This is a genomic window from Luteibacter sp. 9135 (genome assembly GCF_000745005.1).
Taxonomy (GTDB): Bacteria; Pseudomonadota; Gammaproteobacteria; order Xanthomonadales; family Rhodanobacteraceae; genus Luteibacter.
Genome location: NZ_JQNB01000001.1, coordinates 1,496,136 through 1,508,913, shown reverse-complemented (window position 1 = coordinate 1,508,913; position 12,778 = coordinate 1,496,136). Strand labels below are relative to the sequence as shown.

General features: G+C 67.3%; 16 protein-coding genes. 8 read left to right on the top strand and 8 right to left on the bottom strand.

All coding sequences use genetic code 11. The features are described 5' to 3' along the window. Positions 1–35: 35 nt before the first annotated feature. The 6 genes from FA89_RS06360 to tsaD form a co-directional block, all read right to left on the bottom strand. Entirely contained in the window at positions 36–569 is a 534-nt protein-coding gene (locus FA89_RS06360; RefSeq protein WP_036139296.1) for a hypothetical protein, read from the bottom strand. A gap of 186 nt (positions 570–755) precedes the next feature. After that, positions 756–1,610, bottom strand: coding sequence for a DUF6159 family protein (locus FA89_RS06355; RefSeq protein ID WP_036139294.1), 855 nt, complete (start codon positions 1,608–1,610; stop codon positions 756–758). A 71-nt stretch (positions 1,611–1,681) separates the two neighbouring features. Further along, positions 1,682–2,206 carry a 2-amino-4-hydroxy-6-hydroxymethyldihydropteridine diphosphokinase gene (folK, locus tag FA89_RS06350; protein ID WP_051938578.1) on the bottom strand — a complete coding sequence of 175 codons (525 nt, stop codon included), beginning with the start codon at positions 2,204–2,206 and terminating at the stop codon, positions 1,682–1,684. Continuing rightward, complete coding sequence (locus FA89_RS06345; RefSeq protein ID WP_185754254.1) at positions 2,206–3,459, bottom strand: mechanosensitive ion channel family protein; 1,254 nt, start codon at positions 3,457–3,459, stop codon at positions 2,206–2,208. Before FA89_RS06345 ends, folK begins: the two co-directional genes overlap by 1 nt. 26 nt (positions 3,460–3,485) lie before the next feature. Next, complete coding sequence (folB, locus tag FA89_RS06340) at positions 3,486–3,845, bottom strand: dihydroneopterin aldolase (protein WP_036139290.1); 360 nt, start codon at positions 3,843–3,845, stop codon at positions 3,486–3,488. Between the two features lie 75 nt (positions 3,846–3,920). After that, positions 3,921–4,943, bottom strand: coding sequence for a tRNA (adenosine(37)-N6)-threonylcarbamoyltransferase complex transferase subunit TsaD (gene tsaD, locus FA89_RS06335; protein WP_036143802.1), 1,023 nt, complete (start codon positions 4,941–4,943; stop codon positions 3,921–3,923). Between the two features lie 83 nt (positions 4,944–5,026). Here tsaD and rpsU point away from each other — a divergent pair, with 83 nt between their 5' ends. From rpsU to FA89_RS06295, 8 genes are all read left to right on the top strand, one after another. Further along, positions 5,027–5,242, top strand: coding sequence for a 30S ribosomal protein S21 (rpsU, locus tag FA89_RS06330; RefSeq protein ID WP_029213735.1), 216 nt, complete (start codon positions 5,027–5,029; stop codon positions 5,240–5,242). A 134-nt stretch (positions 5,243–5,376) separates the two neighbouring features. Continuing rightward, positions 5,377–5,820, top strand: a complete 444-nt coding sequence (locus FA89_RS06325) for a GatB/YqeY domain-containing protein (protein WP_036139289.1) — start codon at positions 5,377–5,379, stop codon at positions 5,818–5,820. Positions 5,821–6,086: 266 nt separating this feature from the next. Next, positions 6,087–6,260 (top strand): DUF1328 domain-containing protein, encoded by a 174-nt coding sequence (locus tag FA89_RS19560; protein ID WP_036139288.1) that lies wholly within the window; start codon positions 6,087–6,089, stop codon positions 6,258–6,260. 61 nt (positions 6,261–6,321) lie between these two features. After that, positions 6,322–8,064, top strand: a complete 1,743-nt coding sequence (gene dnaG / locus FA89_RS06315) for a DNA primase (RefSeq protein ID WP_036139285.1) — start codon at positions 6,322–6,324, stop codon at positions 8,062–8,064. 91 nt (positions 8,065–8,155) lie between these two features. Then, positions 8,156–8,770, top strand: a complete 615-nt coding sequence (locus tag FA89_RS06310; RefSeq protein ID WP_036139282.1) for a DedA family protein — start codon at positions 8,156–8,158, stop codon at positions 8,768–8,770. Between the two features lie 52 nt (positions 8,771–8,822). Further along, entirely contained in the window at positions 8,823–9,821 is a 999-nt protein-coding gene (locus FA89_RS06305) for a 2-dehydro-3-deoxygalactonokinase (RefSeq protein WP_036139280.1), read from the top strand. A 34-nt stretch (positions 9,822–9,855) separates the two neighbouring features. Continuing rightward, positions 9,856–10,749, top strand: a complete 894-nt coding sequence (locus FA89_RS06300; RefSeq protein WP_036139277.1) for an SMP-30/gluconolactonase/LRE family protein — start codon at positions 9,856–9,858, stop codon at positions 10,747–10,749. Then, the gene (locus tag FA89_RS06295) at positions 10,746–11,357 is read left to right on the top strand and encodes a 2-dehydro-3-deoxy-6-phosphogalactonate aldolase (RefSeq protein WP_036139274.1); all 612 of its coding nucleotides are present in this window, start codon (positions 10,746–10,748) and stop codon (positions 11,355–11,357) included. Before FA89_RS06300 ends, FA89_RS06295 begins: the two co-directional genes overlap by 4 nt. Here FA89_RS06295 and FA89_RS06290 read toward each other — a convergent pair. Continuing rightward, positions 11,342–11,896 (bottom strand): pseudouridine synthase, encoded by a 555-nt coding sequence (locus FA89_RS06290; RefSeq protein WP_036139272.1) that lies wholly within the window; start codon positions 11,894–11,896, stop codon positions 11,342–11,344. The two genes, FA89_RS06295 and FA89_RS06290, sit on opposite strands and share 16 nt — an antisense overlap. A gap of 1 nt (position 11,897) precedes the next feature. Beyond that, positions 11,898–12,746, bottom strand: coding sequence for a class I SAM-dependent methyltransferase (locus FA89_RS06285; protein WP_081916371.1), 849 nt, complete (start codon positions 12,744–12,746; stop codon positions 11,898–11,900). Between the last annotated feature and the right edge of the window lie 32 nt (positions 12,747–12,778).

Sequence of the window (12,778 nt, the reverse complement as noted above, 5' to 3'; positions counted from 1 at the left end):
CAGCCCCAGGCCGCGCGCCGTGGATGGCATCCGCCCTATAACGTGGCCTCGAAAGTAGCCCAGCACGTCGGATCGCCACTGGCCATGTCGAACGTGAAGCGTACGCCCACGCGTGCGCGCTTCACGTCGAAACCGGGAGCGCTGCTGACCGACTGGTTCAACGTGTGCCACTGCCCGTCCTGGCGCATCGCATCCGCCGAATGGACCAGGTCCGCCGCCTTGCCCTCGCCCGTGCCCGCCGCGTTGTTCCAGACTCGCATGTCGTTATCGACATTGGCCTTGTTGCGGCTGGAGCTCGCACCGGCGATGCGGTATTCGGTCACCGTGGCAGTGACCCGCTGCCCGGATGTGACGACGCGAAGTCGCGCATAGCCCGTGATGGTGTATCCATTGAACACATGGCTGCACGAGGTTTCGCCCGTGGCGTCACCAGCGGGGGCAGCCGCCGACACCGTCGCGGTATCGCGACCCTGCGCCGGTACGTCACCGGCCGATGCTTCATGTCCCATCGTCGACATCAGGATGACGGCACACAGGCCGATCGATGCAGACAGTCCTTTCCTTTCCATGGCGATGCTCCTTTTCACCGAGCGGATCCCCCCGCGCGCAGGGCGGGTTTTTGCCGCCTGCGTCACCGACTATAGGGTGCCGTCGCAGCCTGTCAAATCCGTCCGCACCTACGGCAACGGGTCCTCATGCGCTTCGGCATCCTGCCGAATCGGCGTCGTCCACCCTGAGGTGAATGGCGGGACGACTCACTTCTTGGGGCGGAACGCCGATTCAAGCAGCGCCCGATCGAAGCCCTGCCCCGGATCGCCTTCGGTAGCGAACCGATACAGCGCTGCGGAGTACACCCCGTGCATCGCCGACTGGAACAGCGTGAGCGCGACCAGGGCGATCACGGCGGCGACGCCGACGGCGACCATCAATGCCACCGAGTGCGTGGCGAACGCGCCGAAGAACAGCAGGCCGCTGGCGAACAGCAGGCAGAGGGTGAGCACGCCGCCGGCCACGCCGATGCCGGCGTTGCCGATGAGGTTTTCGCCCCAGGTCAGCTTCAATAGCGAGGTGCTGCGCTTAACCGCATCCACCGGGCCGATGTCCTGTGCGGCCAGCACCGGCACGACGAGGAAGGTGGCGACCGTCCAGCCGAAGCCGAGGATGCCGGCGACGATGCGGCCGACAAAGCCCAGGCGCTCCTGCAAGGCGCGCAGGATCATGCCCACCGTGGCGGCGACGAGTGCGTAACCGATGATGTTGGGCAGCTTGCCGCGCGCCGCGCGAAGGCCATCGCCGAGCGTCGGGTTGCCGCCATCCAGGCGGATCATGGCGGCGGAGGCCAGCGCCACGTTGAAGAAGATGACCACGCTGTACTGCACGAAATAGAACGCGAAGCTGACCAGCATGAACAGCGGCGAGACATGCCGGCGCTGCCCTTCGAAGTCGGCATGGTGGGTGCCGATCATGGCGATGACCGGCCAGGCGAAGGTGGCGATCACCAGCAGCGAGGCGATGCCCGCGAACAGCGGAAACAGCATCAGTTCCTTGTCCTGGCGGAGGATGCGGGCGCTCGCCTTCATCAGCGCCCAACTGCGTGCGAACTTACCCATTGCCGTTCCTTATAGCCCCATAGGTGGAACGCGTTGTATCACCTTGCCCGGCCTGCTGCCACCGCGGGTGGTCAGGGCCCAGCGGATCGGGCACCCGCCTGGACCGCCGCCGTGCAGGCCTCGTCCCGCGCCAGCGGCTCGCGATCGGCCGGGAAGGCTGCCCATAACTCGCCCAGGGTGCGCCCCTCCAGCGGATGACGCACGGCCGGCGCGATATCGGCCAGCGGCTTGAGGACGAAGGCGTGGCGCAATTCGCCCCGCGGCAACTCGAGGTGCCCTTCTCCACGCATCACCCGGTCGTCGTAGAGCACGATGTCGACATCGAGCGTGCGGTCCGCGTAGCGCTTGCCGCCGCGGACGCGGCCGTGGCGATCTTCCAGCGCATGCAGCCAGTCGTTAAGGGCTTCCGGCTCGAGGTCGCTGTCCATCGCCACGGCCAGGTTGAGGAAATCGGGGCCGTCGAAGCCGACGGCGGCGCTGCGGTACACGGGCGAGACGTCCAGCGGACCGAACCGCGCGCGCAGTTCCCTCACCGCCGCGCCCAGCCAGCGGGCGGCGTCGATGTTGGAACCGAGGCTGAGGTAGGCACGGCCCATCAGTCGCCACCCGACGCGATGGCCGCCGCGGAGGATGGCCGCAGCGCTGCGAAGCCCTCCCGCAGGTCGCCACCGGAAGGCTGCTGGAACGGACGCAGCCCGAACTCGGGAAGGATGGCGATGAGGTGATCGAAGATATCCGCCTGGATGCGCTCGTAGTCGAGCCAGACCACCGTATTGGTGAACGCGTAGATTTCCAGCGGGATGCCGAGCGCGCCCGGGTCGCGCATGCGCACCATGCGGGTCATCCTGTCGTGCACGTCCGGATGGGCCGCGAGGTAGGCATCGGCATACGCGCGGAAGGCGCCGATATTGGTCTGCCGGCGGCGATTGACCGGCAGCTTGCCGGGCTCGCCAAGGGCCTCGTTCCAGCGTGCGATGTCCTCTCGCTTGCGTGCGAGGTAACCGGTGAGCAGGTGCATCTTGCCGAAGCGTTCGATTTCCGCGTCCTCGAGAAAGCGCACGCCTGCCGCGTCGATGAACAACTCCCGCTTGATCCGCCGGCCGCCCGATTCGGACATGCCGCGCCAGTTCTGGAACGACTCGGCGATCAGGCGCCAGGTCGGCACGGTCACGATGGTGCGATCGAAATTGCGCACCTTCACCGTGTGCAGGGTGATGTCGATGACGTCGCCATCGACGCCGGCCGAGGTCATGGTGATCCAGTCGCCCACGCGCAGCATGTCGTTGGTGCTGAGCTGGATACCGGCGACGAAGCCGAGGATGGTGTCCTTGAACACCAGCAGCAGCACGGCCGACATGGCACCGATGCCGGACAGCAACAGGCCGATGCTCTGGTGGGTGAGCTTGGTGATGACCAGCACCAGCGCGACGATCCACAAGGCCAGCTGCATCAGCTGCACCACACCCTTGATGGAACGCTTGCCTGCGGGCGTGGCGCTATAGAGCGATTCGAACGCGATCAGGGCACGACCCAGTGCGGCGATCACGCAGACGATCATCCAGCACACGGCCAGGTTGCGGATGAAGGCGCCCATGTCGTCGTCGGCCACCGAGAGAAACAGGGCGATGCCGTAATAGACGACGATGGCGGGAAGCATCCGCGCCAGCCAACGGAACGCGCCGTATTCGTAGAGGGCGTCGTCCCAGCGCCAGGCGGTGTGACGGGTGGCCACGCGCACCACGCGGTGCAGGAACACGCGGCCCAGCAGGCCGACCAGCCAGGCTACGACGAACAGGCCGGCGACGAACGCCACCCGTTTCAGTTCGGGGGATGCGATGAAATCTTCCATGACGTTGAACGGGGTCTCCCTGGATATCATTCCGGTCGGGTGCCGCGTTCGATGCGCACACCCACGGCCCTGGCGCCGCGCACGGCACCGGGCTTGGACAGCTTCAGGCGCACCCAGGCCACGCCGAATTCCTCGCGGACGATCTGCGCGCAGCGTTCCGCCAGAGTCTCGACGAGGCCGAAGCTGGACGCCTCGACATAGGCCTGCAGGCGTTTGGAGACCGACTTGTAGTTGAGCGTCTGCTCGATGTCGTCGGTCGCGGCGGGCTTGCGGTTGTCGAAGGCCATCTCGATGTCGAACGACAGGGTCTGCCGGATACGGCGCTCCCAGTCGTAGATGCCGATGACCGCGTCGATGCGCAGGTCTTCGATGAAGACGATATCCATGCGGGTGTCTGGTGATGCGAAGGGCTTACAGGGTCGGCGACGGATGCCATTTGTGCAACCGTGCGCGACGACGCGTCACGCCGCGGGCAGGGTCTCCAGGCTCCAGCGCGGATGCACCTGGATGGTGGCGTCCTGCTGCTGGCCGGCGGCCAGGCGGATGGCACCGGCCAGGGCGATCATGGCGCCGTTGTCGGTGCAGAAGGCCAGGCGCGGGAAATACACCCGGAAACCGTCCTTCGCCGCGGCGTCCGCCAGCTGCTCGCGCAGGCGCGTGTTGGCGCCGACGCCACCGGCGATCACCAGCCGCCGGGCGCCGCTGGCTTCCAGCGCGCGCCGGCACTTGATCGCCAGCGTATCGACGATGGCCTCCTCGAAGGCCCGTGCGATGTCCGCGCGGGTCTGTGCCGTCTTGTCGGAGGCCTGCCACGCCAGCAGCACCTGGGTCTTCAGGCCGGAGAAGCTGAAGTCCAGCCCCGGCCGGTCGACCATGGGCCGGGAGAAGCGGAATCGGCCAGGCGTACCCTGCTCGGCCAGCTTTGCCAGTGCCGGGCCGCCCGGGTACGGCAGGCCCATCAGCTTGGCGGTCTTGTCGAACGCCTCACCCGCCGCGTCGTCCAAAGTATCGCCCAGGATGGTGTACTCACCGATGGCCTTCACCTCGACCAGCATGGAATGGCCGCCCGACACCAGCAGGGCCACGAAGGGCGGCTCCGGCGGGTCGTCTTCCAGCAGGGGCGCCAGCAGGTGGCCTTCCATGTGATGCACGCCGATGGCCGGAATGCCCAGGGCCCAGGCCATGGCACGGGCGGCCGAGGCACCCACCAGCAAGGCCCCGACGAGGCCGGGGCCGGCGGTGTAGGCCACGCCGCCCAGGTCCGCGGGCGTCAGCCCCGCATCCTTCAAGGCCTGGCGTACCAGGGGCACCAGCTTGCGCACGTGGTCGCGGCTGGCCAGTTCGGGCACCACGCCGCCGTATTCGGCGTGCAGGGCGATCTGGCTGAACAGCGCATGGGAAAGCAGGCCACGGCCCGGCTGTTGCGGGTCCCAGCGGAGCAGGGCCACCCCCGTCTCGTCGCAGGAGGTTTCCACACCCAACACGGGCTTTGAATTTTTCGAATCGATCACGTTATAATCCGCGGCTCACCCGGGTAGACGGGTCAGTTTAAACAAGTGGAGTTTCCATGCCGAGCGTTAAAGTCCGCGAGAACGAGCCGTTTGAGCTTGCCCTTCGCCGCTTCAAGCGTACGTGCGAGAAGGCTGGCGTCCTGGCCGAAACGCGCAAGCGCGAATTTTACGAAAAGCCCACCCAGGAGCGTAAGCGCAAGCGCGCTGCTGCTGTGAAGCGTCACCTGCGCCGTCTGTCCCGCGACACGACGCGCCGGACCCGCATGTACTGATTGCCGGCCCGGCCGTCAGGTCGGGTGCTGGACCCGCGGCTGGCGCGTTCGCCCGCTGCCGCCGCAATCAGGCGGAACCCGAGCCGGCTTCGCCGAAAGGTGAAGCCGGCTTTTCGTCGTCCCGGAGAAAAGACATGAGCCTGAAGGCAAAGATCACCGAAGACATGAAGGCCGCCATGAAGGGTGGCGAAAAAGAACGCCTGGCTGTTATCCGCCTGATGCAGGCCCAGATCAAGCAGCGTGAAGTGGACGAGCGCATCGAACTGGACGACGCCCAGGTGCTGGCGGCGCTGGAGAAGATGCAGAAGCAGCGGCGCGACTCCATCGAGCAGTTCGACAAGGCCGGCCGAACGGACCTCGCCGACATCGAGCGCTACGAGATGGGTATCATCGACGGCTACCTCCCGGCCAAGCTCAGCGAGGTCGAGTTGGACGCCGTGATCGCCGACGCCATCGCCGAGACCGGCGCCACCACCGCCCGCGACATGGGGAAGGTCGTGGCCCTGGTGAAGGAAAAGGCCGCCGGCCGTGCCGACATGGGCGCCGTGGCAGGCAAGGTCAAAGCCCGCCTGGTCTGACCAGCGGCCGGACCGACCGTGTAGGAGCGCGCTCACGCGCGCGATATCTTTTCGCGATCACGCTGAAAAAATGGGGCTTGCCTCGTTTTCGCGCTGTTGGCTTTTCGCGCACATCGTGCGCTCCTACGCACGGTGCCTTCCAGCCGTCAGGGGATGGGTGGGGGGTGACATCGGCGTGACACATTCACGGCAGCCCTACACATTTGTGAGCATTCTCCGCACCGCAGCTGGCGGGACCCTCCTCCGGCGCTCGACGGGAATCCCCAATGCTCAAGTACGCCATTATTTTCGGTCTCATCGCCCTCGTTACCGGCGCGCTCGGCTTCAGCCGCGTGTCGGGCGTTGCCGGCACGATCGCCAAGATCTGCTTCGCCATCTTCCTGATCCTGTTCGTGATCGCGATCCTGGCCGTGATCGGCGTCTTCCACCTGGCGTTCTGATCGCGCCCGTCGGGAATGCGGACGCCATACGGAGCCGGATGCATGGCATCCTAGGCGACTGATGCGCGGCCGTATTCCCGACAGTTTCATCGATGAACTGCTGACCCGCGTCGACATCGTCGACGTGATCGAGCGGCGCGTGCCGCTGAAAAAAGCCGGACGCGAGTGGACGGCCTGCTGCCCGTTCCACAACGAACGCTCACCCTCCTTCTATGTCAGCCCACAGAAGCAGTTCTTCCACTGCTTCGGTTGCGGTGCCCATGGCAGTGCGATCAAGTTCATCATGGACTACGACCGGCTCGAGTTTCCCGACGCCATCGAGGAACTGGCCCAGTCCGCCGGCCTCAAGGTGCCCTACGAGGGCAGCCGCGACGACAAGCCGCGTGAAGACCGCAGCGACCTCTACACCCTGCTCGACGAGACGGCCAGCTTCTACCAGCGCGAGCTGGGCGGCAGCCCGGAGGCGAAGGCCTATGTCGATGGCCGCGGGCTGGACGACGAGATCGTCAAGCGCTTCCGCATCGGCTGGGCGCCGGCGGGGTTCGACGGCGTGCTCAAGGCACTGGGCACCAGCGACCGCCGCCGGCAGCTGCTGAACGAGGCCGGCATGGTCGCCAGCAACGAGCGCGGCAACCGCTACGACCGTTTCCGCGAACGGGTGATGTTCCCCATCCTCGATCGACGCGGGCGGGTCATCGCCTTCGGTGGGCGCGTGCTGTCGTCGGAACAGAGCCCCAAGTACCTCAATTCTCCGGAAACCCCGCTCTTCCACAAGGGCAAGGAGCTGTTCGCCCTGTGGCAGGTGAAGCAGGCGCACCAGCAGCTCACGCGGATCATGGTGGTGGAGGGCTACATGGACGTCATCGCCCTGCACCAGGCCGGACTGCCCATCGCGGTGGCCACGCTGGGCACGGCGACCACGCCCGACCACGCCGAAGTGCTGTTCCGCGCCGCACCCGATGTGTATTTCTGCTTCGACGGCGACCGGGCGGGCCGCGCCGCGGCCTGGCGCGCGCTGGAATCGGTGCTGCCGCGCATGCGCGACGGGCGCCAGGCGCACTTCCTGTTCCTGCCCGACGGCGAGGACCCGGACACGCTGGTGCGCAAGGAAGGCAAGGACGGCTTCGAGAAACGCATGAAAGAATCCATGCCCATGTCGGAATACTTCTTCGAGGAACTGGGCCGCGACGTCGACATCAGCCGCCTCGATGGCCGTGCGCGTCTGGCCGAGCGGGCACGGCCGCTGATCGCCAAGCTGCCCGATGGCGCCTTCCGTGACCTCATGGGCCAGGAACTGGAACGGCGCACCGGCGCCCGTGCCGTGCTCGAACCGGAGCCGCCTTCCCGCCGGCCCGACAACGCGCGTCCGGCCAACGTCCAGCGCAGCCTGGTCCGCAGCGCCATCACGCTACTGCTGGCCCAGCCGGAACTGGCCGCGGAAGTGGAGCCGCCCTACCCCTTCCTGCGCCTGGACCGCCCGGGCGTCGGCTTGCTGTCCGAGCTGCTGGACGTGGCACGGGCGCGCCCCGGCATCCGCCCTGCCGTGCTGGTCGAGCATTTCATGGAGCGCCCCGAATACGCCTCCCTGCAGAAACTGATGGCCGCGGACGTGGTGGGCGAGGCGGACATGCAGCGCGTGGAGTTCCACGACGCCCTCACCCAGATGGAACGCCAGGCCACCATGCAGCGCCGCGAGCAGCTGATCGCCCGCAGCCGCGAGGGCATCCTCGACGACACGGAAAAAGCCGAGCTGCGCGTGTTGCTGGCGGCGCGGGCCGCGCCGGCCCGGGCGGCCGGCGAATGATGCGGCGCACCGTCGCCGTAACACGATCCATGGGATCATCCCCGCCTCGTTCTTCCAAGGGACCGGCCCCAGCCGGCTTCACGCGCCACTGATGGATCTACTCAACGACCTCGTCGACTTCTTCGGTCGCAATGGCTATGCCGCCGTTTTCTTCGCCCTGATGCTCTGCGGGGCGGGCGTGCCCCTGCCCGAGGACATCACCCTCGTCGCCGGCGGCATCATCACGGGCCTGGGCTACGGCGACGTGCACACCATGGTCGGTATCGGCATGGCCGGTGTGCTGGTGGGCGATTCCACCATGTTCCTGCTGGGTCGCCATTTCGGCGCGCGGATCATGAGTTGGCGTGTGGTGTCCCGCCTGCTCACGCCGGAGCGCTACACGAAGGTGCAGGAAAAATTCGAGAAGTACGGCAACCGCATGATGTTCGTGGCGCGCTTCCTGCCCGGCATGCGCACCGCGGTGTTCATCACCGCCGGCGCCACCCACCGCGTGGGCTTCTTCCGCTTCCTGCTGCTGGACGGCCTCGCCGCCGCCATCAGCGTGCCGATCTGGGTCTACCTGGGTTACTTCGGCGCGCACAACCACGCCTGGCTGTCGATGTGGATCCGTCGTGGGCAGACCGGTATCTGGCTGGCCATCGCCGCGGCGCTGATCGCGCTGGCGGTGATCTGGTGGCGCCGGAAGAAATCCGCGGGCGACTGCTGACGCCCAGGCGCAGTCCCTCCGAACAAGACGCATGCCCTCCAGAGGACACGTGATGAATATCCTGACCATCGACACCGGCACGACCAACACCCGCGTCACCGCCTGGCAGGACGGCGAAGCCGTCGCCCTGACCTCGCGTCCGGTGGGGGTGCGCGACACCGCCATCACCGGCAGCACGGGCAAGCTCGAACAGGCGTTGCGCGATGCCATCGCCGGGGTACTTTTCGCCGCCGGTATGACCCAAAGCGACATCGGCCCCGTGCTGGCCTCGGGCATGATCACCTCGAACATGGGCCTGTGCGAGATACCGCACGTGCCCGCGCCGGCCGGCATCGACGAGCTTGCGGCCGCCATGCGCGAGGTGCGCATCGAGGGTGTCTGGCACGCGCCCATCGCCTTCGTGCCGGGCGTGCGCAACGCCGTGGGGCCCATCGACCTGCACAACGTCGAAGCCATGGACATGATGCGCGGTGAAGAAACCGAGGCATTGGCCCTGGTCGAACGCCTTGCATTGACCGAACCGGCGGTCATCGCACTGCCCGGCTCGCACTCCAAGTTCGTCAGCATCGACCAGGAGGGTCGCATCGACGGCTGCGTCACCACCCTGGCCGGCGAGCTGCTGCAGGTGATCTCGCACGACACGATCCTGGCCGGGTCGCTGAAGGACGGTTTCGCCACGCACATCGATGCGGAGATGCTGCGGGCCGGCGCCGCCTCCGCCCACCGGGTCGGCCTGGGACGCACCTGCTTCAGCGTACGCATCCTCGACCAGTTCACGGACCACGACGCCAACGCGCGAGCCAATTTCCTGCTCGGGGCCGTGCTCGCCTCCGATATCCTCACCCTGAAACACTCCAGCGCGATCCGGATGCGCCCGGGTACACGCTTCGTCGTCAGCGGCAAGCCCATACTGCGCGAAGCGATCGCGCGGCTGGTCGAGGACGACGACTTCTTCTCCGGCACGCTGACGGTGGTCGGCGACGACATGCAGTGCGACCTGGCCGGCGCCGGTGCCATCGCCGTGGCCCGTCGCCGCGGGCTGGTCGCGTAATCCTTCAGGCCCAAGAACACAGGCGACACCGCTGATGACCGATTCGTTCAAACCCCTTTCCCCGCAGCGCCAGGCCCATGCCGAAGGCGTGATCTGGGACGACCTGACGGGCCTGGTCCGCTGGACCGATATCGCCACGTCGACGATCCACGACTACGACCCGGCCACCGGCGTGGTGCGCGAGCATGTGCTGCCTGCGCGCGTCGGCTGCTTCGCGCTGACCCACGAGCCCGGCGTCCTGCTGCTGGCGATGGAGAAACAGTTGGGGCGGTTCGATACGCGCGATGGCCGCCTGCATGTCCTGGACGACATCGAGGCCGGCCTTCCCGGCACACGCACCAACGACGGGCGCTGCGACCGCGGCGGCAACTTCATCTTCGGCACGCTGAACGAGCGGGGGCCCGAACAGATCGCCTCGTTCTGGCGCTACACGAAGAACGGCCAGCTGGGCCGCCTGGCCCTGCCCAAGGCCGCGATCACCAACAGCATCTGTTTCAGTCCCGACGGGGAAACGATGTACTTCACCGATTCACCGACGGCTCGCATCATGGCCTGCGACTACGATTCGGACACCGGCGAGGTGGATCGCATCCGCGGTTTTGCCGAGGTGGATGCGGGCCACGAGCCGGACGGTTCCACCATCGATGCCGACGGTTTCCTCTGGAACGCCCAATGGGGCGCGTCGCGCGTGGTCCGCTACGCGCCGGACGGGCGCATCGACACGATCATTCCGCTGCCCGCGCGCCAGCCCAGCTGCGTCAGCTTTGCGGGGACGGACCTGGCGCAGATGGTGATCACCTCCGCGCACAAGGGCATCGACGAGGCCACGGTCCGCGACGAGCCGCTCAACGGCGCAATCTTCATCGGCACGCCGCCGCGAGGGCGTGGCCTGCCCGAGGCACGCTACGGCCACGAGGTGCAGTCATGAGCTGGCCCACCGCTCTGCCGCTCATCGCGATCCTGCGCGGTATCACCCCCGACGAAGTAGTCGGCCATGTCGAGGCGCTGATCGCCGAAGGCTTCGACGCCATCGAGATCCCACTGAATTCGCCCGACTGGCAGCGCAGCATCCCGCTCGCGGTGGAAACGGCCGGTGCACGCGCCCTGGTCGGTGCGGGTACCGTCCTGTCGCCCGAGGCGGCCGCCCAGGTGGCCGACCTGGGCGGCCACCTGATGGTCACGCCCAACACCGATCCGGCCACCATCCGCAAGGCGCGCGAGCGCAACCTCTATACCGCCATCGGCTTCATGACGCCAACGGAAGCGTTTGCGGCACTGGCTGCCGGCGCACAATCGCTCAAGCTGTTTCCGTCGTCGATCCTCGGGCCCTCCTATATCAAGGGCATCCGTGCGGTGCTGCCGCCGGACGTGCCGTTGCTGGCGGTCGGCGGCGTTACCCCGGAAAACCTGGGCCAGTTCCTCGACGCCGGCTGCATCGGGGCCGGGCTGGGCAGTGATCTCTACAAACCCGGTCAGCCCGTGTCACGAACGCGGGAACGCGCCGCCGCCTTCGTCACCGCTTATCGCTCGGTCTGACGCGTCGGGTCGATGATCCGCACGGCCCCCGGGGCCAGGCCGTCGAGTCGGTAATCGCCGACGGCCTCGCGGATCAGGCGCAGCGTGGGCAATCCCACGGCCGCCGTCATGCGCCGCACCTGCCGGTTGCGCCCTTCGCGCAGCACGATGCGCAGCCACGCATCCGGCACCGTCTTGCGAAAGCGCACGGGCGGATCGCGTGGCCACAGCCAGTCGGGTGGGTCGATCGCCGCCACGCCGGCCGGCAGCGTGGGGCCGTCGTTGAGCGTGACGCCGCGGCGTAGCCGGTCGAGGGCGTCTTCCGTCGGCACACCCTCCACCTGCACCACATACGTCTTCGGCTGCTTGTGCTTCGGATCGGCCAGGCGATGCTGCAGCTTGCCGTCGTCGGTGAGCAGCAGCAGGCCTTCGCTGTCGTGGTCCAACCGGCCGGCCGCGTACACGCCCTTGTGCGGCACGACATCGGCCAGCGTGCGCCGGCCGGCGGCGTCGGTGAACTGGCACAGCACCCCGAAGGGCTTGTTCAGCGCGACCAGCACGTTACTTCGCGGCGGCGGGCTTCACGAAGCGCAGGGTCATCCGGTCGGACTCGCCGATGGCCTGCCACTTGGCCTTGTCCGTGTCGCCCATGTCGAACGAGGGCGGCAGGGTCCACACGCCCTTGGGATGATTGTGGTCGTCCTTCGGATTGGCGTTGATCTCGCTTTGCGCGTCCAGCTTGAAACCGGCATCGGTGGCCAGCTTGATCACGTAGTCGGTCGGCAGGTAGCCGGAGTTGACCACGTCGTCGAGCTTCTTGCCGGCATCGGCACGATGGTCTTCCACGCCCAGCACGCCGCCGGGCTTGAGCACCGCGAACATCGCCTTGAACATGGCCTCGGCGCTGCCGTCGGCGGCCCAGTTGTGCACGTTGCGGAAGGTCAGCACGCGATCGGCCGACCCCGGCGCACCCAGCACCGGCGCCTTGTGGTTGAACTCCATGATCTTCGCGTTGCCGTACTGCGCCGGAGCGAAGGAGAACTTCTTCTGCAGGGCCGCCGTGCTCTTGGAGCCCGCTTCCACCGCGCCGATGTAGTGGCCGTTGTCGTGCAGGTAGGGCGCGAGGATCTCGGTGAACCAGCCACCGGACGGCCATATCTCAATGACGGTCATGTCCGGGCGCACGCCGAAGAAGCTCAGCGTCTGCTGCGGGTGGCGATACATGTCGCGCGCCTTGTTCTCCGGCGAGCGCCAGCTCCCGGCGACGGCCTTGTCGAGTTGGGCGGCGCTGGTCGCGTCGATGCCGGTGGACGATGCGGCGCGGGTCGGCTGCTGGGCGCCGGCAGCCAGGGCGGCGTGCGAAAGCGCGAGACCGAGCAGGCCGGCGCAGGCAAAGGCGAGTTTCTTCATGGCGACACCGTTTTGGGGGATGTGGCCCGGAA

Excerpts from the sequence above, each read along its gene's own strand:
- FA89_RS06360 (WP_036139296.1), bottom strand. The coding sequence starts at position 569 with ATGGAAAGGAAAGGACTGTCTGCATCGATCGGCCTGTGTGCCGTCATC.
- FA89_RS06355 (WP_036139294.1), bottom strand. The coding sequence starts at position 1,610 with ATGGGTAAGTTCGCACGCAGTTGGGCGCTGATGAAGGCGAGCGCCCGC.
- folK (WP_051938578.1), bottom strand. The coding sequence starts at position 2,206 with ATGGGCCGTGCCTACCTCAGCCTCGGTTCCAACATCGACGCCGCCCGC.
- FA89_RS06345 (WP_185754254.1), bottom strand. The coding sequence starts at position 3,459 with ATGGAAGATTTCATCGCATCCCCCGAACTGAAACGGGTGGCGTTCGTC.
- folB (WP_036139290.1), bottom strand. The coding sequence starts at position 3,845 with ATGGATATCGTCTTCATCGAAGACCTGCGCATCGACGCGGTCATCGGC.
- rpsU (WP_029213735.1), top strand. The coding sequence starts at position 5,027 with ATGCCGAGCGTTAAAGTCCGCGAGAACGAGCCGTTTGAGCTTGCCCTT.
- FA89_RS06325 (WP_036139289.1), top strand. The coding sequence starts at position 5,377 with ATGAGCCTGAAGGCAAAGATCACCGAAGACATGAAGGCCGCCATGAAG.
- FA89_RS19560 (WP_036139288.1), top strand. The coding sequence starts at position 6,087 with ATGCTCAAGTACGCCATTATTTTCGGTCTCATCGCCCTCGTTACCGGC.
- dnaG (WP_036139285.1), top strand. The coding sequence starts at position 6,322 with ATGCGCGGCCGTATTCCCGACAGTTTCATCGATGAACTGCTGACCCGC.
- FA89_RS06310 (WP_036139282.1), top strand. The coding sequence starts at position 8,156 with ATGGATCTACTCAACGACCTCGTCGACTTCTTCGGTCGCAATGGCTAT.
- FA89_RS06305 (WP_036139280.1), top strand. The coding sequence starts at position 8,823 with ATGAATATCCTGACCATCGACACCGGCACGACCAACACCCGCGTCACC.
- FA89_RS06300 (WP_036139277.1), top strand. The coding sequence starts at position 9,856 with ATGACCGATTCGTTCAAACCCCTTTCCCCGCAGCGCCAGGCCCATGCC.
- FA89_RS06295 (WP_036139274.1), top strand. The coding sequence starts at position 10,746 with ATGAGCTGGCCCACCGCTCTGCCGCTCATCGCGATCCTGCGCGGTATC.
- FA89_RS06285 (WP_081916371.1), bottom strand. The coding sequence starts at position 12,746 with ATGAAGAAACTCGCCTTTGCCTGCGCCGGCCTGCTCGGTCTCGCGCTT.